Here is a 23,626-nt window from a genome sequence, read left to right on the forward strand (position 1 = left end):
GGGCGGACAGCCACCGCCGCTGGGCTAGCATTAAGTTGTGACTGACCTCTCCGCAACCACCCTCTCGTCCGCACCGGTCCCCAGCGCCGCCGACTATCCGGGCCTCGATGCCTGGCGCGACCTTCCCGCGGTCCAGCAGCCCACGTGGGCGGACAGTGAGGTGTTCCGGTCCTCGGTGGCCGAGCTCGCGGTCCTGCCGCCGCTAGTCTTCGCCGGCGAGGTGGATGTGCTGCGCGGCCGGCTGGCCGCCGCGGCCCAAGGCAAGGCGTTCCTGCTCCAGGGCGGCGACTGCGCCGAAACCTTCGATGGTGCCACCGCGGACAAGATCAGTGCCCGGGTCCGCACCATCCTGCAGATGGCCGTGGTCCTGACGTACGGTGCCTCCCTGCCCGTCATCAAGATGGGCCGGATGGCCGGCCAGTTCGCCAAGCCGCGCTCTTCCAACGACGAAACCCGCGGAACCGAAACCCTGCCGGCCTACCGCGGCGACATGGTCAACGGTTACGACTTCACCCCGGAATCGCGCGCCCATGACGCCGCCCGGATGGTCAAGGCCTACCATACCTCCGCCTCCACGCTGAACCTGATCCGTGCCTTCACGCAGGGGGGCTTCGCCGACCTGCGGCTGGTCCACCATTGGAACCGGGGTTTCATGGCCAATCCGGCGCACTCGCGCTATGAGTCGCTGGCCCGGGAGATCGACCGCGCGGTCAAGTTCATGGATGCGTGCGGCGCGGACTTCGACGCGCTCAAGCGGGTGGAATTCTTCGCCAGCCACGAGGCCCTGGTGCTGGACTACGAGCGGGCGCTGACCCGGATCGATTCCCGTACCGGCCTGCCGTACGACACATCGGGCCACTTCCTCTGGATCGGCGAGCGGACCCGGCAGCTGGACGGGGCGCACGTGGACTTCCTCTCCCGCGTCCGCAACCCGATCGGCGTCAAGCTCGGCCCGAACAGCACCGCGGACGACGCCCTGCGCCTGATCGAGAAACTCGATCCGCAGCGGGAGCCCGGGCGCCTGACGTTCATCACGCGGATGGGAGCCGGGAACATCCGGGAGAAGCTGCCGCCGCTGGTCGAGAAGGTAACCGCCAGCGGCGCCCAGGTCCTCTGGGTGACCGACCCGATGCACGGCAACACCGTGACCTCGCCCAACGGTTACAAGACGCGCATTTTCGACGACGTGATCGACGAGGTCCGCGGGTTCTTCGAGGTGCACAAGGGCCTGGGCACGTTCCCGGGCGGGCTGCACGTGGAAATGACCGGGGACGACGTCGCCGAATGCCTCGGTGGCTCCGACCCCATCGACCAGGAGGCCTTCGTGGACCGCTACGAGTCCGTCTGCGACCCCCGGCTTAACCATATGCAGTCCCTGGAAATGGCGTTCCTGGTCGCCGGCTCGCTGGCAGCGAAGAAAGGCGCCTGAGCAGACAGGCGCCTGAGCGCTGGGTCAGAAAGCGCGCAGTGTGATGACGCTGCCTTCCGGCGCGGTCCCGCCGTCGGGATCCTGCGACCGGACGGTGGCGTCATCGCCGCCAAAGAAGAAGTTGCGCACGTCCACCTCGAAGCCGAGGTCCTCGAGCGTGCGCCGGGCGTCGCGGACCGACTGGCCGACCACGCTGGGCACGTCCACCATGCGTGGCCCCAGGGACAAGGTCAGCGTGACCGTGTCGCCGGGGACCACGGTGCCTGACGCCGGCGACTGGGAAACGACTTTGCCGGCGTCGACCTCCCTGTCGTAGACGCGATCCTGGGCGATCGAGACTTTCAGGCCCTCCCGCTGCAGGTCGGACGTCGCATCCTCCACGCTTTCGCCGGTCACGTCGGGCACGTCGAAGGGCTCAGGCCCGGCCGAGGCGGTCAGGTCGATCGCGCTGCCCCGGCGCAGGTGCTCGCCGGCGGACGGATCCTGGCCCAGGATGCTGCCGGCCGGCGCCGACGCGTGGTACTCGCGGGTGATCTGGCCCGCGGTTAGGTTCGCTGCCTGCAGCTTGGCCTTCGCCTGTTCTTCGGTCAGGCCCAGCACCTTGGGCACCTCGAACAGTTCCGGTCCCTTGGAAACGATCAGGGTGACCGGCTCGAACCAGCGCACCTGGGCGGGCGGGGAGGGAACGGTGCCGACGGCCAGCCCGCGCTCGATTTGCTCGTCGAATACCTCGTTCAGCGAGAACTCCAGCCCGCGCTGCTGCAGCAGGGCCTGGGCATCGGCCGACGAGCGGCCGGTCACATCCGGAATGGAAATCGGTGCCCCGGGACCCATGCCGAAGAACCAGCCGGCGGTGGCCGCCAGCACTGCCAGGAGGGTCAGCACGACCGCCCAGACCACCCCGCGGCGGCGACGGTTCCCCGGCCGCAAGGCAACGGCCGGACGCCGGGCCTGCCGGGCACGCTCGCGTTCCCAGGCCCGCTCCTGCCGCTTGCTCAAGCCCCGGGGACGGGCGGCGCCGGGTACGGCCGGGAGGGTCCCGTCCGGCACCTGCGGCCGGACGGGACCCTGCGGCAGCGGGGTGCGGGGGATCGCCGTCGTGCGCTGATAGCTCGGCGCAATCACGGTGGTCCGGTTCGGGTCCTCGCTGTGGTCATCGGCCGCCGCAGCCCCAGCTGCCGCGGGAAGGGTGTTGATCGGCTGCGTGCCGAGGCGCCCGGTGTCCGATCCCGGAACACCGCCCACGGCCGGACCGGCCATGGCGGCGCGGAAATCCAGCTCGCGGTCGCTGAGCGTGGTCCGGATGTGGCGCAGCTCGCCGAGCAAAGCCGTGGCGCTGTGCGGGCGCTGGTCAGGATCCCGGGCCGTGCACCACTGGACCAGTTCGTCAAGATCGGGGGCCAGGCCCGGCACCACGCTCGAGGGAAGCGGAACGGACGAGTTGACGTGCTGGTAGGCGATCTGGATCGAGGATTCACCGGTGAAGGGCTGCCGGCCAGTGAGCATTTCGAAGAGCATGATGCCCACTGAATAGATGTCGCTGCGTGCATCGGCGGCGGCGTTGGACACCAGCTCGGGAGCGATGTAAGCCACGGTGCCGATCAGCGTGGCCGTGCTGTTGCTGGCGGAGGCTGCGCGGGCCAGGCCGAAATCGCCGATCTTGATCCGGCCGTCCGAGGACATGAGCACGTTCTCGGGCTTCACGTCCCGGTGCACCAATCCTGCCTGATGGGCCGCGGCGAGTCCTTCCACCACCGGATCCAGCAGCGCCAGCGCCAGCCGGGGCGTCAAGGCGCCCTTTTCGTTGAGCGTGTCCCGCAGCGTATGGCCGGGCACATATTCCATCGCCAGATAGGCGATGTCGCCGTCGTAGCCTTGGTCCAGCACGCCGACGACGTGTGGATGCGACAGCCGCGCCGCGGATTTGGCTTCGCGTTCGAAGCGTTCCAGGAAGAAGCGGTCCGCGGCCAGGTGCGGATACAGGATCTTCAGTGCCACGGGCCGGTCCAGCCGGTTGTCCGTGGCGAGGTAGACGGTGGACATGCCACCGCGCGCCAGCCTCGAAATGATCCGGTAGCGCCCGTCCACGATGGCACCGGCCAGCGGATCTGCTACATGTTCCTGCACTCTTAGATACTAAGCCGTCCGGGCCTAGCGGAAGTTCTTCATGTGCGCCTTCACAGCCTTCACATAGGCCTTGGTGTCCGAATACATGCCGTGGGTGGTCACCGAGTACTGGCCCTGGTAGTAGGAGGCGATCGCGATGTCCAGGGTGTCGCTGGTGCGCACCAGCGAGCGGATGATGGCGACGCCGGCGGCGGCATTGTCGTACGGGTCCAGCAGGTTCAGCTTCCGGCCGACCAGATCCGAGGCCCATTCGCCCGAGGACGGAATGACCTGCATGGTGCCGATGGCGTTGGCGGGGGAGACGGCGGTCTGCTGGAAGCCTGACTCCTGGTAGGCGAAGGCCAGGGCCAGGGCCGGATCCACCCCCATCGCCACCGCGGTGTCACGCACGATCTGCTGCATCTGCGCCTGGGTCGGCTGCGGAGTGGACAGCAGCAGCGCCTTGTTCTTGTTGGCGTCCGCCACCACTGACTCGGGGTAGGTGTAGTGCAGGAACGTGCTCGGCACCAGCGGTTCGATGGCGGAGGAGGCTGCGCTGGTGGTGCCGCCGGAGGCTTTCAGCGTCTGGCCCGGGTAGATGGTCGAGGAGCTGCTCAGGCCGTTTGCGGCGAGCAGTTGGCTCAGGCCCATGCCCAGCCGCTCGGCGATGCCGGAGAGCGTGTCCCCGGCCCGCACGGTGTAGGTGGCGTTCGTCGCCGCGGACGCACCGTCGCTGGCGGCGTTGGCTGCCGGTGTTGCGCTCGTGGCGGCCGTGCTCTTGCCGGTGAGCTTGAGCTTCTGGCCCGGGTAGATGATCGAGCTGGATTTCAGGCCATTGGCGGAGAGTAGCTTGGCCAGGGTGGTGCCGTTGCGGGCGGCGATGCCGGAGAGGGTGTCGCCGGTCTTGACCGTGTAGCTGCCGGAGACGGTGGCCGCCTGTGCCGCCGGCTTGGCGGCGGCTGTGACTGTGCCTGCGCCTTTGCCGGTGAGCTTGAGTTTCTGGCCCGGGTAGATGATCGAGCTGGTCTTCAGCCCGTTGGCCGAGAGCAGCTTCGACAGCGAGATGCCGTGGCGGGAGGCGATGCCGGAGAGCGTGTCCCCGGCCCTGACCGTGTAGCTGGACGACATCGAGGTGGACTTGTTCAGGCTGGCGGCGGCCCCATACGAAGGAGCCTTGGCGGCTCCAGTGAGCTTGAGCTTCTGGCCCGGGTAGATGATCGAGCTGGTCTTCAGCCCGTTGGCCGCGAGCAGCTTCGACAGCGAGATGCCGTGGCGGGAGGCGATGCCCGAGAGCGTGTCCCCGGCCCTGACCGTGTAGCCGGACGCCTTGGACGAGGCTTTGATGGTGGTCTGCGCCGACCGGGCCGCAGTGCCGGTGAGCTTCAGTTTCTGGCCCGGGTAGATGATCGAGCTGGTCCGCAGTCCGTTGAGGCTGAGTACCTTGGAGGTGCTTAGCCCGTAGCGGGCTGCGATCGCGCTGACTGTGTCGCCGGAACGCACGATGTAGTTCGCCGGAACCGCGCTGCTGGCCGGTCGGAGCATCGAGGGCAGCTGCGCGGCGACCTGGGAGGCCGGAACCATGCGGGCCAGCAGCGGCCCGGAGGTCCCGTCCGCCAGCCGTGGCTGCAGCGCCATCCGCGGGGCCTGCTCGGCTGCCTGCGCAGGAAGGGCCAGTGCAGCGGAGGATAGTACGACGGCGGGGATCGCAGCAGTGGCGGCAGCCGAAAGGAACATGCGTGACGGCTGGCCGCCGGGCATCGCCTGGGTGCTGATCGGACTGATGGTCGGTCGCTGGTCAGACATCGATGGTTCCTCACGTGGGTCGGCGGCGGAAGCCGGGCCGGTTGGCTGGTACCGGACAGTGCGGGTGTAATGCATGGTGCCTCTGTTGTTGATGTGACAACTGAGACTCTTGTGAATCTACACTATCGCTGCATAACACAAAAGCTTGCGCGGAAGATCCAGAACCGAAGGCGGCGTGTCGGATGGGCGAATGGCTCCGGACGCCCGGGCCGTGGCAACCTTGTTAAGTGAGTGAACTTGAAGAACTGATAACCGACTGGCTGCCGATTCCGGACGTCGCCGAGCGCCTGGGGCTGCCGCTGAAGAAGGTCCACAGCCTGATCGACGACCACACGGTGCTGGCCGCCCGCGTGGGGGAGGGCAACATCCGCTGCATTCCGGCGGACTTCCTGGTGGACGACCATGTGCTCGAGAGCCTGAAGGGCACGATTTCGGTGCTCAGGGATGCCCGGTTCAGCGACGAGGAAATCCTCCGCTGGCTTTTCACGGCGGACGAGTCCCTCCCCGGCCGTCCGATCGATGCGCTGCAGGCAGGGCGCAAGACCGAGATCAGGCGCCGGGCCCAGGCCCTGGCCTGGTGACCCGGCCCGGCGTTGACACCCGGCGTCTGATACCTGCGGGGCGGCCCGGCTAGGAGGTGCGGCGGACGGCGGCGTCGGCCAGGGCGCGCAGGGCGCCGCCAACCTCGGGGTCGACCGGCAGGCCGTCCAGCCGCTGATACGCGGCCGCAGTCAGTTCCTCGATCATCTGTTCTGCGGCCGCCAAGGCGCCGGAGCGGACGATGAGAGCGCGCAGTTCTTCGATAGTTGAATCGGCCAGGAGCGAAGAGCCCAGGTGTTCGTCGAGGAACCGGCGCTCGGCTTCGGAACAGGTTTTCAGCGTGTGCGCAATCAGGACGGTGCGCTTGCCCTCGCGCAGGTCGTCCCCGGCCGGCTTGCCGGTGGCCGCCGGATCGCCGAAGACGCCCAGGACGTCGTCGCGGATCTGGAAGGCTTCTCCCAGTGGCAGGGCGAACTGGGCATAGGCCTGGAGCAGGTCCGGTCCGCCGCCGGCCAGGGCGCCGCCGAGGCAGAGCGGGTGCACCGTGGAGTACTTGGCCGATTTGAAGCGCAGGATCTGAAGAGCCCGGTCCACCGCCGTCTCCGCAGGACGGGACGGCCCGGCCACCTCTTCGAGGACATCGAGGTACTGGCCGGCCATCACTTCGGTGCGCATCTGGTCGAAGATGCGGCGCGCTTCGGTGCCGCTGCCGGCCTCGGGCCCGACCGAGTTGAAGGCTTCCTCGCTGAGGGACAGGCACAGGTCCCCGGTCAGCAGCGCGGCGGCCACGCCGTAGCGCTCCGCGTCCATCGACCAGCTTTGGCGCAGGTGCAGGCCCTCGAACTGCCGGTGCACGCTGGGCTTGCCGCGGCGGGTGTCCGACCGGTCAATGATGTCGTCGTGGATCAGCGCGGCCGCCTGGAACAATTCCAGCGCGACACCGGCGCGGACTGCCTGCTCCGCTGCCGCGCCGCCGCCGGCGCCGCGCCATCCCCAGTAGGCCAGCAGCGCCCGCATCCGTTTGCCGCCCTGGGTCAAGTCCGCAATCGCATCCACCAGGGTCCCGGCCTCCGGTGCTACCTCATGCAGCGCGACGCGCTTGGAATCCAGGAAACCGGCCAGACCGTCGGTGAGGTCCTGGCGGTATGCGGTCTGTTCGGCGGCGGTGCTTGGGGCCAGCGTGGGGCGAAGTTGGTCCATCCCGCCAGTCTACGGGAGCAGGAGGGAACTGGTCGGTCGGTGCCGGCACCTACCATTAAGAGGTGGGCAACGGATTGGCGGAGCAAGCGCAGGGAAATTCCGGCAGTTCGGCGAACTGCAACATCATGCATGTCGACATGGACGCGTTTTTCGTCTCCGTGGAACTGCTGGAACGTCCCGAGCTGCGGGGCCGCTGCGTCATTGTGGGTTCCGAATCCGGCAGGGCCGTGGTGCTTTCGGCGTCCTACGAGGCCAGGCGGTTCGGGGTGCGTTCGGCCATGCCGATGGCCCGGGCCCGGCGGCTGTGCCCCCAGGCAGTGGTGATCGAGCCGAACCAGGCCAAATACCGGGCTATGTCGGCCCGGGTGATGGAAGTATTCAGGAACCTGACGCCGCAGGTTGAACAGCTGAGCGTGGACGAGGCCTTCCTGGACATCTCGGGCTCGCAGCGGCGGCTGGGCGATCCCTTGCAGATCGGCGCGCTGGTCCGCGGGACGATCCGGGACCAGCTGGGGATCACCGCCACTGTCGGCATCGCAGCGACCAAGTTCGTGGCCAAGATCGCCTCGACCCAGGCCAAGCCGGACGGCTTGCTGCTGATTCCCCAGGACCGCACCGTCGAGTTCCTCCACACGCTGCCGGTCGGCGCCCTGTGGGGCGTCGGCGCGAAGACCCGGGAAACTTTGGCGAGGCTTGGTATCCGGACGGTAGCGGACCTGGCCCATACCCCGCCTTCGGCCCTGCACAAGTTGCTGGGGGCGGCCGGGGACCATGTCCATCGGCTGGCCTGGGGGATCGATGACCGGGCGGTCACGCCGGAGCGGATCGAAAAGAGCATCGGTGCCGAGGAGACCTTCGACGACGACGTGGCGGACACCGGGCAGCTGCGGCGGGAACTGCTGCGCTTGGCCCACCGGACGGCCAGCAGGCTTCGCGCCTCCGGTATGCAGTGCCGGACGGTGGCGATGAAGCTGCGTTACGCGGACTTCACCACTATTAATAGGTCGCGCCGGCTGCCGGAACCGGCAGACAGCGCCCAGCAGTTGTATGCCGCTGCCCTCCAGTTGCTGGAGGCGCTCGGGCCCCGTCCCCAGCGTGTGCGGCTGGTGGGACTGCGGGCCGAGCAGCTGGAACCCTCCGACGGCGCGGGCCGGCAGTTGACCTTCGACGGCAGCGAGGACCAGTGGCGCAGTGCCGAGCAGGCGCTGGATAAGGTCAACCGGAAGTACGGCGACGCAGGGGTGCTGCCGGCCGCATTGTTGAAGACATCCGGCCGGCGTCCGGATCCACCGGAAGCAACGCCATAGCCCGGTGTGCCAGCTTTCCGTTGGAGGCTTTGCAATCTATTCTTAGTGGTAAGAAAACATTGGCGTCCGGGGTGGTTCCGGGGGTGGATCAAGGAACTCTTCGCCTGCAGAGATCGTTGAGCCGGTAGATGACTCACGCAAGGGTAAAACTCGTAGGGAATTAGGGAATAAGGAGGCTCTGATGCCACTCTCAGAGCATGAACAACGGCTGCTGGACCAGCTGGAGCAGCAGCTCCATGCTGACGACCCCAAATTTGCCAGCCACATGGAGGCTGCCGGGAGCCGGTCCCTGTCCACGCGCCATATCGTGGTCGGGTCCCTGGTGGCAGTTGCCGGCATCCTTGTTCTCCTGATCGGCATCTGGAACCAGATCATCGCTGTCGGCGTTCTGGGCTTCCTGATCATGGGTGCCGGGGTCTACTGGGCCACCACCCGCCGTCCCGCCCGTGGGCAGCCCGCCGGGCCACGTCGCTCATCATCGGCCAAGGGCGGCTTTATGTCCAACCTTGAGGACCGCTGGGACCAGCGCCGCAACGGCGAGGACCGCTGACCAGGTGTCCGTGCCGCCGGCCCTGCCGGCGGAACCGGGAGGCATCCACCCTGCATTCCCTGCGTCGCAGAACCGCGCAGCCGCTGTTCAAGTCCACGACGGAAGACCCGCAGACTGCGGGTCTTCCGTCGTTTAAGCGTCGCCAGGCGTAGGCCCATCTTCCCGTCGGGCCGGATCCGGGTGCAGGCCGCTGGGACCAGGTCGCCGGGCTTGCCGTGGCGGCAGTGGCGGATGATTTTCCCGGTTGCCGATCCCCGTCACCAACGTCCGTGGGCCATGCACCTCGGCGCCGTGCAGGCGGCCTTCGGCCCCCTGCTGCCCACCCCGGTGCGGCGTCGCCTCCGGAGTGCCTCCACTTTGCTCCACCGTGCGGATTTCCCTCCACTTTGCTCCACCGCGGGATGGCCGCGTGCTGGCGGATAAACGTTTACCAAAACGGTATGAAACGCGAGGTCAAATGGGGTGTTTCGTGTTGACCGGGGTGCTTGGTGGAGTAAAGTGGAGGACATCAGAGGGTAGTGGTGGACGCAGGGGGTCGACGGTCTCCTTTTGAGTCAAGGCGGTGGCGATGTTCCTTGGAACGCATTCGCCCCGTTTGGATGAAAAGGGCCGCCTGATTCTCCCTGCCAAATTCCGAGAGGAGCTGGCCGACGGCCTTGTACTGACACGAGGCCAGGAGCGTTGCATCTACGTCTTCAGTCAGAAGGAATTCGAACGGGTTCACGAGCAGATGCAGCAGGCGCCAATCTCGTCGCGGCAGGCACGTGATTACATTCGGGTTTTTCTGTCCGGAGCCTCCGATGAAATCCCTGACAAGCAGGGCCGGGTCACGATTCCGTCCGCGCTGCGTGCTTATGCAGGGCTGGACCGTGAACTTGCAGTGATCGGAGCGGGTACCCGCGCCGAGATCTGGGACGCCTCGGCCTGGAACGCGTACCTGGAGGAGAAGGAAGCGGCCTTCTCCGAAACGGACGAAGATGCAATACCCGGAATTTTCTGACGATGCCCGGCCCCGGCCGGACCCGCACCGTCGGAACCCATAGCAGGACAGCGCAGGATTCTTGAATGAGATCTCCAGCCGCCCGGCGTCCCCGTCCTGGCTCACCTTCCCCGGAGCCAGGCCAGGCACACCAGGCGCGGATGGGGATCTGGTCCAAGAATCTGCACGCTTAAAGGACTTTTCAGAGGCAACCCCCCCCAGAACATCGATGGTGCCGCCGGCCGGCGGTACAGGCAGCAGGCCGGAGAGGACCAGGCGCAGATGAGCGATGAACGCCCCACCGCCGAACGGCACGTTCCGGTGCTGCGCGAGCGCTGCGTCAACCTGCTGGCCCCGTCCATCGAACGCGCCGTTGAAGCATCCGGCCGGGCCGTCGTCGTCGACGCCACCCTGGGCATGGGAGGGCATTCCGAGGAGATGCTGCGCCGCTTTCCCCGGCTGCACCTGATCGGCATCGACCGCGACGAGCAGGCACTGTCCCTGGCCGGCGCGCGGCTGGCCGAATTCCAAGACCGCACGGACCTGGTCCATGCGGTCTATGACCAGATCGGCGAGGTCGCCGCAGAGCTGGGCGTGGATGGAATCGACGGCGCGCTGTTCGATCTGGGCGTGTCGTCACTGCAGCTGGACGAGCGGGAGCGGGGCTTCGCCTACTCCTACGATGCGCCGCTGGACATGCGGATGGACACCAGCCGCGGCATGACCGCGGCCGATGTGGTCAACAGCTACAGCCAGGACGACCTGGTCCGGATCATCCGGATGTGGGGCGAGGAGAAGTTCGCCGGGCGGATCGCGGCCGGCATCGTCGCTGCCCGGGACGCGGCTCCCTTCACCACCACCGGCCAGTTAGTGGAGGCCATCCGCAAGGTGGTGCCGGCGGCGGCCGCCAGGACCGGGGGCCATCCTGCCAAGCGGACCTTCCAGGCATTGCGGATCGAGGTCAACGAGGAACTGCATGTGCTGGACCGGGCCATCCCGGCTGCCATGGATGCCCTCGCCCTTGGCGGCCGGTTGGTGGTCATGTCGTACCACTCGCTGGAAGACAAGATCGTCAAGGGCCACTTCGCAGCCGGTTCCCGCTCCTCCGCCCCGCTGGGCTTCCCGGTGGAACTGGAGGAGCACAAGGCACAGTTCAAAAGGCTCACCAAGGGCACTGAGGTGCCCTCGGAGGAAGAAATCAACGAGAATCCGCGGGCGGCATCGGCCCGGCTGCGGGCAGTCGAACGGATACGGAACAGGAGCGCCTCATGAGTGCAGCAGCGATGAACGCACGGTCCGCCGGCCAGGCTGCGGTCTACGGGAACGCGGTCCAGGGGAACAATGCCCGGGTGCTGGGCGGCGCGCGGCAGCGTGGAAACGTTTCCCCAAGCGGCTTGGGGGAGACCCGGCGCACCCCGCTGTCGCTGGTCGCCGGCGCCCCGGCGCGGCGCCGCGTGCCCTTCGTCCTGTTCTGCTTCGCCGTGCTGGTGGCGGCGCTGGGCTGCGTCCTGATGCTCAACATTTCGGTTTCGGGCGGTCAGTACGAGATCGTCGAGCTGCGCGGCCAGCAGGTCAGCCTGGAGCAGCAGAACGAGAAGCTGACCCAGCAACTGGAGAACCACCGCGCCCCGCAGAACCTGGCGGCCGAGGCGGCCAGGCTCGGCATGGTGGTCTCGCCCTCGGTCGGGTCCATCGATTTGCAGAAGATGAAGGTGTCGGGCCAGCCGCAGGCTGCCGGTGCCGACACGGCGCCGAACCGGCTGGTGGCTCGTCCCGAGGTGCCGGGTCAGGCTTCGGCGGCGGCCGAACCGGCGCAGTCCGGTTCCAGCAAGGCCGGCAAGGCCACGGCGGCGGATTCCGGCCAGGCAGGGACGGCTGCCAAAGCCGGGAAGAAGACGGAAACGCAGGCGCCGGCGTCGTCGGCCCGGAACGGCCAGGGTGCGGGCACCCGGAAGTTCACCGAGGCGGAGTTGAACGGCGGGACGATCCCTGCGCCGCAGCAGCGCGCGGGGCAGTAGCGCGGCGGCAGCAGGCACCGGAGGCAACCACAGCATGAAGGTATAGGACTCGACTTGGCTAAAGCGCAGGACCCGGAGCGGGAGGGCAGGTCCGCGGTCATGGCCGCCAGGGTAAGGATCGGCCTGGTCCTGCTGCTGGTGGCCTTGGTGGTACTCGGCGGCAGGCTTTTCCAGCTCCAAGGGCTGGACACCGCCGGGATGGCCCAGGCCGCAGTGGAGAAGCGGCTGCGCACCTCGGAGATCCCGGCCCTGCGTGGGCAAATCCTGGATGCCAACAACAATGTGCTGGCCCGCAGTGTCCAGCGCTTCGACATCGTCGTGGACCAGCGGCTGGTCAAGGACTACACGTGGTTCAACCCCAAGACCAAGCAGTCCGAGGACGTAAAGATCACAGACGCGATCGCCGCCCTGGCCAAGGCGCTCGGCCAGAAGACCGACACCGTCTCCAAAGCCGTGCTCGGGGACCGTCCGTTCAACTATGTTGCCAAGGCGGTGACACCGGAGGTGAAGAACCGGGTCGAGGCGCTGTCCTTCCCGGGGCTGCTGGCGCAGGAGACGACCCTGCGCAACTATCCGGACGGCGAAGTGGCCGGCTCCATCATCGGGTTCATGGGGTCGGACGGCAGGCCGCTGGCCGGGATCGAAGCCACCCAGGACAAGGTCCTCTCCGGAACCCCGGGCAAGCGTACCTTCGAGATCGGCGCCGACGGCATCCGGATCCCGGTGGCCACCAATGAGGAGGTGCCGGCCAAGGACGGGAGCAGCGTCCGGCTGACGCTGAACTCCGACGTGCAGTGGTTCGCCCAGGAGACCATCGCCGCCCAGGTCAAGGACTACGGGGCCGAGTACGGCACCATCGTGGTGGTCAACGCCAAGACCGGCGACATCATCGCCATGGCCGAGTCCACCACCCCCGATCCGAACGATCCGGGGGCCACGCCGGTGGAGCAGCGCGAGCCGTTCTCGGTCACCAAAGCCTTCGAGCCAGGTTCGACCACCAAAATGATCACCATGTCCGCGGCGATCGAAGAGGGCATCACCACGCCGACGACGATGTACACGATCCCGCCGACCTATACGGTCAACGGCCAGAAGTTCACCGACGCGGTCGCGCACGGAACGGTGCAGCGCACCACGGCCGGCATTTTCGCCAAGTCCATGAATACCGGCACGGTGATGATCGGCCAGCATCTGACCCGCCAGCAGCGCTACGACTACCTGCGCAAGTTCGGCATCGGCGAGCAGTACGACATCGGGCTGTCCGGGATGACCCCGGGCCTGCTGGCCAAGCCGGAGGCCTGGGACGGGCGCCAGGAATACACGGTGCTGTTCGGCCAGGGCCTGGCCCAGACGGCGCTGCACACCGCCATGGCCTACGCGGCGGTCGCCAACAACGGCGTGCGGATGGAGCCGCGGCTGATCGACAGCTACATCGACCCGGACGGCACCGTGCACCAGCTGCCGCGCAAGAAGGGCATCAAGGTGGTCTCGAAGAAGACCGCGAACCAGGTCCAGGACATGCTCGAGACCGTCTCGACCCAGGGCGGCGGCCTGCCGGGTAAAGTGGATGACTACCGGGTTGGCGTCAAGACCGGCACCGCCGAGGCCCCCTCCGACGACGGCGGCTTCAGCGGCTACACCATTTCGATGGCCGGGATGGCTCCGATGGAGGACCCCGAATACGTGGTGGTGGCCACCATCCAGCGTCCGAAGGGCGGAGTCTTCTCGCTCACGGCAGGTCCGCCGTTCAAGAAGGTCATGGCCCAGGTGCTCAGCACCTACAACGTGCCGCCGTCGACGACCAAGCCGGTGAAGCTGCCGATCGGGGACGAGTAGTACCTGCCGGCGGCAACCACGATTAGCAGCACACACGAAACCGGAGAAGTCTTTGCCCTCGCCCAGCCCATCCCGCCGGTCCACTTCGCCCATGCGTCCGGAGGCGGTCCGTGCCGTCCCGCTGGGCGGCCTCGACGCCGTCCTGGGGCGCCTGGGCCTGCCGCGGATGCGTCCGGCTGCCGGCGCCGAGGTGGACTGGGACAGCAGCGTGACCGGATTGTCCATCGATTCGCGCAGCGTCGAGCCCGGGGACCTGTACGTGGCGCTGCCCGGGGCCAGGTTCCATGGCGCGCAGTTCGCGGGCACTGCCGCCGCTGCCGGTGCGGTGGCGGTGCTCACGGATGACGACGGCGCCCGGCTGGTTGCCGGCCAGGACCTCGGCGGCCTTCCGGTACTGCTGGCTGCCGGCCTGCGGTCCCTGGTCGGGCCGCTGTCCGCGGTGGTCTACGACAGCCAGCCGGAGCAGGGTCCGCGGCCGGTGCTGTTCGGCGTCACCGGCACCAACGGCAAAACCACCACCACCTACTTCGTCAACTCGCTGCTGGGCGCGCTGGGCAGGAGCACCGGGCTGATCGGCACCATCGAGATCCTGGCCGGCGGGGAACCCATCCCCAGCGCGCTGACCACGCCGGAGTCTCCACAGGTACACGGGCTGCTGGCCCTGATGCGCGAGCGGGGGCTGGACGCGGCCGCGATGGAGGTTTCCTCGCACTCGGTGTCCTACCGCCGGGTGGACGGCGTGGTTTTCGACGTGGCCGGTTTTACCAACCTGACCCAGGACCATCTGGACCTGCACGGCAGCATGGAAGAGTACTTCGAGATCAAGGCGTCATTGTTCACCCCGGACCGGGCCCGGTGCGGCGTCGTCTGCGTGGACGACGAATGGGGCCGCGAGCTGGCCTCCCGGGCGGCCGTGCCGACGGTGACGCTGAGCACGGACGGAGGCGCCGACGGGCCGGGGGCAGCGGACTGGAGCGTCCAGGCAGTGGTCCGGGACGGGCTGGGACACCGATTCGAGCTGCATGGCCCCGGCGGCGCCCGGCTCCGGCTGCGCACCGGACTACCCGGCAGCTTCAACGTGGCCAATGCGGCGCTGGCCACCGTCATGGTGCTGGCCTCCGGGGTGGACCTTGGGATGCTGCAGCGGGCCCTGGACGAGCACGACCCGTTCACCATCGCGGTGCCGGGCCGGATGCAGCTGGTGGGCGAGCAGCCTGCGGCGATCGTCGACTTCGCGCACAACCCCGATGCGCTCGAGCGCACCCTCGCCTCGGTCCGCCGGCCCGAGGCGGGCGCGCGGGTGATCGTCGTGTTCGGTGCCACCGGTGAACGTGATGCCACCAAACGCCCCCTGATGGGCGCCATTGCCGCCCGGCTGGCCGACGTCGTCGTGATCACCGACGACGATCCGCACGGCGAGGACGCCGCGGCGATCCGCAGCCAGGTACTGGCCGGAGCGCTCGAAGCCCGCAGCCGCGGGCAGCTGGACACCGACATCCTCGAGGTCTTCCCGCGGGCCGAGGCGATCGACCGCGCCGTCGAACTGGCCGCTGCCGGCGACACCGTGCTGGTGGCCGGCCGCGGCCACGAGGCGTGGCAGGAGGTCAATGGCGAGAACCTGCCGCTGGATGACCGGGTGGAGTTGCGGCAGGCCCTGCAGCGGCATGGATTCGAAGTGCCCAACGCCGACGCGGTAAAGTCCTGAGTCGACATGATTGAACTAACTGCAGCCGAAATTGCCGCTATTACCGGCGGAAAAGCCATGGGGGAGACGGCTGGCGGTGCGGCCGGCGCCGCGTCGATCAGCGTGACGTCGGCCACTACTGATTCACGGGAAGTGCTTCCCGGCGGCCTCTTCGTCGCCAAGCCGGGGGAGGAGTCCGACGGCCACCTCTACGTGCCCGCCGCCTTCGCGGCCGGCGCCGCGCTGGCCCTGACCGAACGCGAGATCCGCGCCGAGGATGGCCGGCTCCTGCCGCAGGTCGTGGTGCCGGACAGCGTCCTGGCCATGGGCGACCTGGCCGCCGCCGTGCTGGAGCGTGTGCGGGCGGCCGCAGGTCTGGAGGCCGTGGGGATTACCGGCAGTGCCGGCAAGACCACCACCAAGGACCTGCTGGCCGGGATCCTCGCCCAGGCAGCCCCGACCGTAGCCCCGGTGGGTTCCTACAACGGCGAGGTCGGCGTGCCGCTGACGGTGTTCAACACCGACCTCTCCACCCGCTACCTGGTGTCCGAAATGGGGGCGACCGGGATCGGGCACATCGAGTACCTAGCCCGGATGGTCAAGCCGGAGGTCGGCGTCGTGCTCGGCGTCGGTACCGCTCACGCGGGCGAATTCGGCGGCGTGGAGAATATCGCCCGGGCCAAGGGCGAGTTGGTCGAGGCGCTGGCGCCGGCCGGCACCGCGGTGCTGAACGCCGACGACCCGCGGGTGCGCGCGATGGCCGCCCGGACCTCCGCCCGCCTGCTGTACTTCACCACCGACGCCGGCTTCGCACCGGACGACGACGGCGGACGCAGCCAGGTGCTGCGTGCCTGTGATGTCCGCACCACCGCCGAGGGCCACCCCGACTTCACCCTGCGCTTCCCGGACGGGTCCGAGGAGCATCTGGTGTCCGGCCTGATCGGCAGCCACCATGTGGCGAACCTGCTCGCCGCCGCGGCGGCGGCCTGGGCACTGGGAATCCCCGCCGCGTTGATTGCTGCGGGCCTGAACGGGCGCGGGCCGCAGAGCCGCTGGCGGATGGAGCGCACCGAGCGTCCCGACGGCGTGACGATCATCAATGATGCCTACAATGCCAACCCCGAGTCCATGCGTGCGGCCCTGCGGACGCTGGCCGAACTGGGCCGGAGCCGGCGCACCTGGGCTGTGCTGGGCGAGATGCTCGAACTGGGCGACGACTCGATCCAGGAGCACGATGCGCTGGGCCGGATCGTGGTCCGGCTGAATATTTCCCGCCTGATCGTGGTGGGATCCGGGGCCAAGGCGATGCACAATGCCGCGGTGCTGGAAGGATCCTGGGGGGATGAATCGATGTATGTGGAGACGGCCGACGAGGCCTTCGACGTGCTGCAGGAGCAGCTGCGGCCCGGGGACCTGGTGCTTTTCAAGTCCTCCAACGGGGCCGGACTGCGGTACCTGGGCGACCAGGTCGCAGCCGCTGGCGCAGCCCGGGAAGGCGGACGTTCATGATTGCCCTCCTGGTCGGCGGAGCGATGGCGCTGTTCCTGTCCCTGGTGGGCACGCCGCTGTTCATCAAGCTGCTGGTGAACAAGGGCTACGGCCAGTTCATCCGCGATGACGGGCCGACCACGCACCATACCAAGCGCGGTACGCCCACGATGGGCGGGGCGGTCATCGTGGGCGCCGTCGTCGTGTCCTACTTCCTCACGCACCTGGTGCTCTGGCTCGCGGACAGCACCCATCCGGGCCCGACGGTCTCCGGCGGCGTCCTGCTGCTGCTGACCGCGGGTATGGGACTGGTCGGTTTCCTGGATGACTTCATCAAGATCTCCAAGCAGCGAAGCCTCGGGCTGCGGGCACGGAGCAAGATCATCCTGCAGGGCATCGTCGGCGTGCTCTTTGCCGTGATGGCGCTGAACTTCCCGAATTCAGTGGGCCGGACCCCCGCATCCATGAACATCTCGCTGGTGCGGGACATCCCCTGGCTGGACCTGGCCTTCGCCGGAACCCTGGTGGGAACGCTGCTGTTCATCATCTGGTCCAACCTGATTGTCACCGCCGCTACCAACGGCGTGAACCTGACCGACGGGCTGGACGGGCTGGCGGCCGGGGCCGCGGTCATGGTTTTCGCCGCCTACATGCTGATGGGCATCTGGCAGTTCAACCAGAGCTGCGGCTCGGTCAAGGTCACCGGCGAGGTGTGCTACGAAGTCAGGGACCCGATGGACCTGGCCCTGGTCTCGGTGACCCTGGTCGGGGCGCTGGTCGGCTTCCTCTGGTGGAACACCTCGCCGGCGAAGATCTTTATGGGCGATACCGGTTCGCTGGCCATCGGCGGCGCCATCGCCGGCCTGGCCATCCTGTCCCGTACCGAACTGCTGCTGGTCGTCCTGGCCGGACTGTTCGTGATCATCACCATGTCGGTAATCATCCAGGTAGGGTTCTTCCGGCTCTCCGGCGGCAAGCGCGTGTTCAAGATGGCCCCGCTGCAGCATCACTTCGAACTCAAGGGCTGGGCCGAGGTCACGGTGGTGGTCCGCTTCTGGATCATTGCCGGGCTGTGTGTGGCCGTCGGACTGGGCATTTTCTACGCTGAATGGGTGGTCGGGCTATGACCGGGACAAACAGCAGCCGGCTGGAATCCCTGGTCAGCTGGGACGCGGACTGGGCGGGACTGCGGGTGGTCGTGACCGGCATCGGCCTGTCCGGCTTCTCGGCCGCCGACACCCTGATCGAGCTGGGGGCACGGGTCGTCCTGGTGGATGCCCGCGAGAACGAGGAGACGCTGGCCAAGGCCGACACGCTCCGGATCGTCGGCGCACACGAAGTGCTTCTGGGCCAGGAACACACCGCGGCCCTGCCGCTGGTCGGCGGCGAGCCGGCCGAGCTGGTGGTGACCTCGCCCGGGTGGAGCCCGCAGCAGCCGCTGCTGGCCGAGGCGGCCCGGGCCGGCATCCCGATCTGGGGCGACGTGGAGCTGGCCTGGCGGGTCCGCCACCGGGCTGGCCGGCGGACCGCGGACTGGCTGACGATCACCGGCACCAACGGCAAGACCACTACCGTGGGGCTGGCCGAATCCATGTTGCAGGCCGCCGGGCTGCGGGCCATCGCCGCCGGCAACGTGGGCACCCCGGTGCTGGACGCCATCCGGGACCCCGTCGGCTACGACGTGATCGCGGTGGAGCTCTCCAGCTTCCAGCTGCACTGGTCCTCCTCGCTCTCGCCGCTGGCCAGCGTTTGCCTGAACGTGGCGCAGGACCATGTGGATTGGCACGGCTCCTTCGAGAACTACCTGGCAGATAAGGCCAAGGTCTATGCGAACACCCAGATCGCCTGTGTGTACAACGCCGAGCAGCGCGAAACCGAGGCCATGGTTGAGGAGGCCGACGTCGTTGAAGGCTGCCGTGCCGTCGGCTTCACCACGGGGATTCCCGCGGTGAGCATGCTCGGCGTGGTGAACGGGCTGCTGGTGGACCGTGCGTTTATCGAGGACCGCCGGCGTTCAGCCGCGGAACTGGGCGCCGTCAGCGACCTCGGCGACGTCGTGCCGCGCCACCTGGTGGCGAACGCGCTGGCGGCCGCCGCGCTGGTACGCGCCTACGGCGTCGAACCCGCGGCGGTACAGGCCGGTATCCGCAATTTCCAGCATGGCGCCCACCGCATCCAGCAGGTAGCCACGATCGAGGGCGTGCGCTGGATCAACGACTCCAAGGCGACCAACCCCCACGCGGCGGCGGCCTCGCTAAGCGCCTTCGACCCGGTGGTCTGGATCGCCGGCGGCCTGTCCAAGGGCGTGGACTACGATGCCCTCGTCAGCGGCCATGCCGGACGGCTGAAGGCTGTCGTCCTGATCGGCAGGGACAGCTCCGGGCTGCTCGGCTCGCTGCAGCGACACGCCCCGGATGTGCCGGTGATCAGCGTGCCGCCGGGAGAAACTGAAAACGGACAGGCCACCGGAAACGGCGAGGAGGTCATGGCAGGCGCCGTGGCCGCCGCGGCCCGGATCGCCGCCGACGGGGATACCGTGCTGATGGCGCCGGCGTCCGCGTCCATGGATCAGTTCACCTCCTACGCCCACCGCGGCGACGCCTTCATCGAAGCAGTCCGGCGGCTGGAGGAGGGACCGGCGCAGGAGCGCTAGCAGGCTGCGGACGGCAAGCAGAGGAGCAACAGTGGCCACCACCCCCGGCACGGCGCGCAAGCCGGCAGCACGCAAACCGCCGGCACGGCAACCGGCAGCACCGCGGCCGGCGGCGCGCCGGCCGCTGGACAACACCGCCGCGCCGCACCGGAGCCGTCCGGTGGAACGGCTGAAGCACCTGCTGGACTTCGTGGACGGGACCGGCCGGCAGCCCTCGGGCCTGACCTACTACCTGATCCTGGGCACCACGCTGGCGCTGACCGCCATCGGGCTGCTCATGGTGCTCTCCTCTTCGGCCGTGGAGTCGATTGCCGAGGGGCAGTCGCCCTTCGGACTGTTCCTGAAGCAGGGCATGTTCGCCGTGCTGGGCATTGTGCTCATGCTGGTCCTGTCCCGGTTCTCCGTGGCACGTTTCAAGACACTGGCCTGGCCCGCGCTCGGGCTCTCCGTGCTGCTGCTCCTGCTGGTGTTCACCCCGCTGGGCCAGGACGTCAACGGCAACCGGAACTGGATCAAGCTTCCCGGCGGCATGACGGCGCAGCCTTCGGAAGCGGCCAAGCTGGGCCTGAGCCTGTGGATGGCCGGCGTCCTGGCGCGCAAGGGGCCGATGCTGTCCCAGTGGAAGCACGCCGTCGTTCCTGTGCTCTTCCCGGTGGGCACACTGGTGGTGGGACTGGTGCTGCTCGGGAACGACCTGGGCACCTCGATGATCATCCTGTTCATCATGGCCGGAGCGCTGTTCATCGCCGGTGCGCCGATGAAGCTGTTTGCGACGGCCGGGGGCGGGGCCGCTGCGGTCGTGCTGCTGCTGGCGATCACCAACCCGAACCGGCTCAGCCGCATCACCATGTGGATGGACCAAAGCTGCGACGACACCACCGGGCTGAACATGCAGTCGTGCAACGGCCTGTTTGCCCTGGCTTCCGGTGGCTGGTGGGGCGTGGGGCTGGGCCAGAGCCGGCAGAAATACAGTTGGATCCCGGAGGCCCACAACGACTACATCTTCGCGATCATCGGCGAGGAACTCGGCCTGCTGGGCACGCTCGTGGTCGTAGCGCTTTTCGGCATCCTGGCCATTGCCCTGGTGCGGACCGTGCTGCGCCAGCCGGACCCGTTCGTCCGGATCCTGGCCGGGTCCATCATGGTCTGGATCATCGGCCAGGCGTTCGTGAACATCGGCGTGGTCACCGGGCTGCTGCCGGTCATCGGCGTGCCGTTGCCATTCATCTCCTACGGTGGTTCGGCCCTGACCCTTACCCTCGCGGCGGTCGGTGTACTCTTGTCCTTTGCCCGAACCCCGCCGGGACCGGACCGCCAGGGCCCTGTCCGGCGCGGACTGGCCGGTGCCTTGCGGCGCGCGGCAGCCGGGCGCCCCGTGGCCCGGCCCTGACCGACCCAACCTGACAACCAGTTCCCACCAACAAACCAGCTAAGGTGCAACAACAAGAGATGACGAACCAGAACCTGTCCGTGGTGCTGGCCGGCGGCGGCACCGCCGGCCACATCAGCCCCCTGCTGGCGATTGCCCGGGCCATCCGGGCCAGCGCGCCGGAAACGGAAATACTGGCCGTGGGCACCGCGGCAGGCATGGAGACCGGGCTGGTTCCCGCCGCCGGCTTCAAGCTGGCCACCATCGACCGGGTGCCGATGCCGCGCCGCCCGTCCGCGGACCTGCTCAAGCTGCCGGGGCGCCTGTCCGCCGCCGTGCGGCAGGCCGGCGCGATCATCGACGAGGCCGCAGCGGACGTCGTCGTGGGGGTCGGCGGCTACGTGAGCACGCCACTGTACTTCGCGGCCCGCCGGCGCGGTGTGCCGATCGTGATCCACGAGGCCAACGCCCGCCCCGGCCTGGCCAACCGGCTGGGCGCGCGGCTGACCAGGCACGTGGCGGCGGCATTCGACAACACTCCGCTGCCGCACGCGCAGTGGGTCGGCATGCCGATGCGCACCGAAATCGCCCGGCTGGACCGGGACGCCGTCCGGGACGCCGCCCGGACCAAGCTGGGCCTGGAGCCGGGCCGGCCGGCGCTGATCGTGACCGGTGGTTCCTCCGGGGCAGCCAGCATCAACGGCACCATCAGCGCCTCGCTGCCGGCGCTGGCCGCGGCGGGGGTCCAGGTGCTGCACATTACCGGCCGCGGCAAGCAGCTGCTGGACGCTTCCGGGGCACTGCTGGCGGCCCCGGGATACCGCCAGGTGGAGTACGTGGACGGGATGGAGGACGTTTATGCCGCGGCCGACGTGCTGCTGGCCCGGTCCGGGGCGGCCACGGTGTGCGAGGTCGCGGCCGTGGGCGTGCCCGCGGTGCTGGTGCCGCTGCCGCATGGCAACGGGGAACAGGCCCTGAACGCCGCCGGCCTGGTGCAGGCGCAGGGCGCGGTGCTGGTGGCGGACCGGGAATTCACGCCGGACTGGGTTGGCCGACAGCTCGTCCCGCTGCTGCAGGACCCGCAGCGGCTGGCCGCGATGGCCGCAGCCGCCCGTGCGCTGGGCATCCGGGACGCCGACGAACGGATGGCGGCGATGGTCTTCAGCGCCGCCGGCTACAGCAGGGCCGGACACGGCAGCACCGGAAAGGACACCAATGAACTCCGCTGACTTCCACAGCACCGATGCGCTGGCCTTCGAGGACCTGGGCCGGGTGCATTTCATCGGCCTGGGCGGTGCCGGCATGTCCGCGGTGGCCCGCATCCTGCTGGCCCGCGGCGTGCCCGTCTCCGGGTCGGACGCCAAGGACTCGAAGGTACTTGAGCAGCTGCGCGGGCTCGGCGCGGTGGTCCACGTAGGGCACGATCCGGCCCACCTGGGCGGCGCCGACACGGTGGTGGTCTCGACGGCGATCCGGCCGACGAACCCCGAACTGCAGGCCGCGGCGGCCGCGGGGCTGGCCATTGTCCACCGCTCGGTGGCGCTGGCGGCATCCATGGGGTCGCAGGAGCTGATTGCGGTGGCCGGCACCCACGGCAAGACGACGACGACGTCGATGATCACCGTGATGCTGCGCCACGCCGGGCTGCAGCCCTCGTTCGCCATCGGCGGGGACGTGGCCGCGCTGGGGGTCAATGCCGACTACGGATCCGGCCGGTACTTCGTGGCCGAGGCCGATGAATCCGACGGCTCGTTCCTGAACTACCGCCCGCGCATCGCCGTGGTCACCAATGTGGAGGCCGACCACCTGGACTTCTACGGCACCGCCGAGGCCGTGCACCGCTCCTTCGACCGGTTTGCCGCGCTGCTGCCTGCCGGCGGCGTGCTGGTGGCCTGCCAGGACGATCCGGGCGCCCGCGCGCTGGCCGAACGCACGGCCGCCGGTCCTGCCGGCCCCCGGGTGGTCGGCTACGGCTACGATGCCGCGGCCGAGGTGCGGATCATCCCGGGCAGTTTCTCGGCCACCTCGAGCACCAGTACGCTCGCCTTCCCGGGCGGCGAGCAGCGGCTGCAGCTCCAGGTGCCGGGCGAACACAACATCCGCAATGCCGCCGCGGCCTTCGCCGTCGGGCTCCAGGCCGGGCTGACGCCGGCCGAGGCGGCGGCGGGCCTGGCGGAATTCACCGGCGCGGCGCGGCGGTTCGAGGCCAGGGGAGAGGGCCGGGGTGTGCGGGTCTTCGATGACTATGCCCACCATCCCACCGAGGTGGCCGCCGCCCTGCAGGCCGCCCGCGCGGTGGCCGGAAACGCCGGTGTGCATGTGCTGTTCCAACCGCACCTGTTTTCCCGCACCCGTGAGTTCGCCGCCGAATTCGCCGGGGCGCTGTCGCTGGCCGATTCGGTAACGGTGCTGGACATCTATGCGGCGCGCGAGGACCCGGTCCCGGGTGTGACCAGCGCGCTGATCACCGAGCAACTGCAGGTGCCCGGCGGCTATGAACCGGATCCGGCCGCCGCCGTGGCCGCCGTGGCCGGGCGGGCCCGGCCCGGGGACATCATCCTGACCGTCGGGGCCGGGGACGTGACCCAGTACGGGCCGCAGATCGTGCAGGCACTGGAAGGTGCCCCAGCAGGCCGCGCGTGAGCAGCCGCAAGCCGCACCGGC

Annotated in this window: 18 protein-coding genes; 15 read left to right on the forward strand and 3 right to left on the reverse strand. The window is 68.7% G+C overall.

Annotated elements, in window-relative coordinates:
• Positions 1-37: 37 nt before the first annotated feature.
• Entirely contained in the window at positions 38-1,429 is a 1,392-nt protein-coding gene (locus LVY72_RS18240; RefSeq protein WP_237824248.1) for a class II 3-deoxy-7-phosphoheptulonate synthase, read from the forward strand.
• A gap of 24 nt (positions 1,430-1,453) precedes the next feature.
• Here LVY72_RS18240 and pknB read toward each other — a convergent pair whose 3' ends face one another.
• Together pknB and LVY72_RS18250 are read right to left on the reverse strand one after the other, a co-directional pair.
• Positions 1,454-3,556, reverse strand: a complete 2,103-nt coding sequence (gene pknB, locus LVY72_RS18245) for a Stk1 family PASTA domain-containing Ser/Thr kinase (RefSeq protein ID WP_237824250.1) — start codon at positions 3,554-3,556, stop codon at positions 1,454-1,456.
• A 24-nt stretch (positions 3,557-3,580) separates the two neighbouring features.
• Positions 3,581-5,338, reverse strand: a complete 1,758-nt coding sequence (locus LVY72_RS18250) for a LysM peptidoglycan-binding domain-containing protein (protein WP_237824260.1) — start codon at positions 5,336-5,338, stop codon at positions 3,581-3,583.
• Positions 5,339-5,565: 227 nt separating this feature from the next.
• Between LVY72_RS18250 and LVY72_RS18255 the strand changes: the two genes are divergently transcribed.
• Entirely contained in the window at positions 5,566-5,919 is a 354-nt protein-coding gene (locus LVY72_RS18255) for an Rv2175c family DNA-binding protein (RefSeq protein ID WP_237824263.1), read from the forward strand.
• Between the two features lie 49 nt (positions 5,920-5,968).
• On the opposite strand, the gene LVY72_RS18260 is transcribed toward LVY72_RS18255, so the two are convergent.
• On the reverse strand, positions 5,969-7,078 hold the full coding sequence (locus tag LVY72_RS18260) for a polyprenyl synthetase family protein (RefSeq protein ID WP_237824265.1): 1,110 nt from the start codon (positions 7,076-7,078) through the stop codon (positions 5,969-5,971).
• 62 nt (positions 7,079-7,140) lie between these two features.
• Here LVY72_RS18260 and dinB point away from each other — a divergent pair, with 62 nt between their 5' ends.
• The 13 genes from dinB (at position 7,141) to murC (ending at position 23,605) form a co-directional block, all read left to right on the forward strand.
• Positions 7,141-8,385, forward strand: coding sequence for a DNA polymerase IV (dinB, locus tag LVY72_RS18265; protein ID WP_443627202.1), 1,245 nt, complete (start codon positions 7,141-7,143; stop codon positions 8,383-8,385).
• Between the two features lie 181 nt (positions 8,386-8,566).
• Positions 8,567-8,935, forward strand: coding sequence for an SCO2097 family morphological protein (locus tag LVY72_RS18270; protein ID WP_237824277.1), 369 nt, complete (start codon positions 8,567-8,569; stop codon positions 8,933-8,935).
• Positions 8,936-9,503: 568 nt separating this feature from the next.
• Positions 9,504-9,935, forward strand: coding sequence for a division/cell wall cluster transcriptional repressor MraZ (gene mraZ / locus LVY72_RS18275; protein WP_237824285.1), 432 nt, complete (start codon positions 9,504-9,506; stop codon positions 9,933-9,935).
• Between the two features lie 261 nt (positions 9,936-10,196).
• Positions 10,197-11,186, forward strand: a complete 990-nt coding sequence (gene rsmH, locus LVY72_RS18280; protein WP_237824296.1) for a 16S rRNA (cytosine(1402)-N(4))-methyltransferase RsmH — start codon at positions 10,197-10,199, stop codon at positions 11,184-11,186.
• The gene (gene ftsL, locus LVY72_RS18285; RefSeq protein WP_237824298.1) at positions 11,183-11,932 is read left to right on the forward strand and encodes a cell division protein FtsL; all 750 of its coding nucleotides are present in this window, start codon (positions 11,183-11,185) and stop codon (positions 11,930-11,932) included. Before rsmH ends, ftsL begins: the two co-directional genes overlap by 4 nt.
• A gap of 54 nt (positions 11,933-11,986) precedes the next feature.
• Entirely contained in the window at positions 11,987-13,768 is a 1,782-nt protein-coding gene (locus LVY72_RS18290; RefSeq protein ID WP_308190847.1) for a peptidoglycan D,D-transpeptidase FtsI family protein, read from the forward strand.
• Positions 13,769-13,859: 91 nt separating this feature from the next.
• Positions 13,860-15,473 (forward strand): UDP-N-acetylmuramoyl-L-alanyl-D-glutamate--2,6-diaminopimelate ligase, encoded by a 1,614-nt coding sequence (locus tag LVY72_RS18295; protein ID WP_237824300.1) that lies wholly within the window; start codon positions 13,860-13,862, stop codon positions 15,471-15,473.
• Between the two features lie 6 nt (positions 15,474-15,479).
• On the forward strand, positions 15,480-16,961 hold the full coding sequence (locus LVY72_RS18300; protein ID WP_237824302.1) for a UDP-N-acetylmuramoyl-tripeptide--D-alanyl-D-alanine ligase: 1,482 nt from the start codon (positions 15,480-15,482) through the stop codon (positions 16,959-16,961).
• The gene (gene mraY / locus LVY72_RS18305; RefSeq protein WP_237824304.1) at positions 16,958-18,067 is read left to right on the forward strand and encodes a phospho-N-acetylmuramoyl-pentapeptide-transferase; all 1,110 of its coding nucleotides are present in this window, start codon (positions 16,958-16,960) and stop codon (positions 18,065-18,067) included. The genes LVY72_RS18300 and mraY overlap by 4 nt, the downstream gene beginning before the upstream one ends.
• Positions 18,049-19,593 carry a UDP-N-acetylmuramoyl-L-alanine--D-glutamate ligase gene (murD, locus tag LVY72_RS18310; protein ID WP_372463732.1) on the forward strand — a complete coding sequence of 515 codons (1,545 nt, stop codon included), beginning with the start codon at positions 18,049-18,051 and terminating at the stop codon, positions 19,591-19,593. Before mraY ends, murD begins: the two co-directional genes overlap by 19 nt.
• Before the next feature lie 31 nt (positions 19,594-19,624).
• On the forward strand, positions 19,625-20,983 hold the full coding sequence (gene ftsW / locus LVY72_RS18315; RefSeq protein WP_237824323.1) for a putative lipid II flippase FtsW: 1,359 nt from the start codon (positions 19,625-19,627) through the stop codon (positions 20,981-20,983).
• Positions 20,984-21,042: 59 nt separating this feature from the next.
• Positions 21,043-22,191: an undecaprenyldiphospho-muramoylpentapeptide beta-N-acetylglucosaminyltransferase gene (gene murG, locus LVY72_RS18320; protein WP_237824326.1), complete on the forward strand. Its 1,149-nt coding sequence runs from the start codon at positions 21,043-21,045 to the stop codon at positions 22,189-22,191.
• Positions 22,178-23,605, forward strand: a complete 1,428-nt coding sequence (gene murC / locus LVY72_RS18325; RefSeq protein WP_237824328.1) for a UDP-N-acetylmuramate--L-alanine ligase — start codon at positions 22,178-22,180, stop codon at positions 23,603-23,605. The genes murG and murC overlap by 14 nt, the downstream gene beginning before the upstream one ends.
• The last annotated feature ends 21 nt before the right edge of the window (positions 23,606-23,626 follow it).

Origin of the sequence: Arthrobacter hankyongi (assembly GCF_022012395.1) — a bacterium.
Taxonomy (GTDB): Bacteria; Actinomycetota; Actinomycetes; order Actinomycetales; family Micrococcaceae; genus Crystallibacter; species Crystallibacter hankyongi.

Excerpts from the sequence above, each read along its gene's own strand:
- mraZ (WP_237824285.1), top strand. The coding sequence starts at position 9,504 with ATGTTCCTTGGAACGCATTCGCCCCGTTTGGATGAAAAGGGCCGCCTG.
- LVY72_RS18300 (WP_237824302.1), top strand. The coding sequence starts at position 15,480 with ATGATTGAACTAACTGCAGCCGAAATTGCCGCTATTACCGGCGGAAAA.
- murD (WP_372463732.1), top strand. The coding sequence starts at position 18,049 with ATGGGTGGTCGGGCTATGACCGGGACAAACAGCAGCCGGCTGGAATCC.
- murC (WP_237824328.1), top strand. The coding sequence starts at position 22,178 with ATGAACTCCGCTGACTTCCACAGCACCGATGCGCTGGCCTTCGAGGAC.
- murG (WP_237824326.1), top strand. The coding sequence starts at position 21,043 with ATGACGAACCAGAACCTGTCCGTGGTGCTGGCCGGCGGCGGCACCGCC.
- LVY72_RS18260 (WP_237824265.1), bottom strand. The coding sequence starts at position 7,078 with ATGGACCAACTTCGCCCCACGCTGGCCCCAAGCACCGCCGCCGAACAG.
- LVY72_RS18250 (WP_237824260.1), bottom strand. The coding sequence starts at position 5,338 with ATGTCTGACCAGCGACCGACCATCAGTCCGATCAGCACCCAGGCGATG.
- LVY72_RS18295 (WP_237824300.1), top strand. The coding sequence starts at position 13,860 with ATGCGTCCGGAGGCGGTCCGTGCCGTCCCGCTGGGCGGCCTCGACGCC.
- rsmH (WP_237824296.1), top strand. The coding sequence starts at position 10,197 with ATGAGCGATGAACGCCCCACCGCCGAACGGCACGTTCCGGTGCTGCGC.
- LVY72_RS18270 (WP_237824277.1), top strand. The coding sequence starts at position 8,567 with ATGCCACTCTCAGAGCATGAACAACGGCTGCTGGACCAGCTGGAGCAG.
- mraY (WP_237824304.1), top strand. The coding sequence starts at position 16,958 with ATGATTGCCCTCCTGGTCGGCGGAGCGATGGCGCTGTTCCTGTCCCTG.
- ftsL (WP_237824298.1), top strand. The coding sequence starts at position 11,183 with ATGAGTGCAGCAGCGATGAACGCACGGTCCGCCGGCCAGGCTGCGGTC.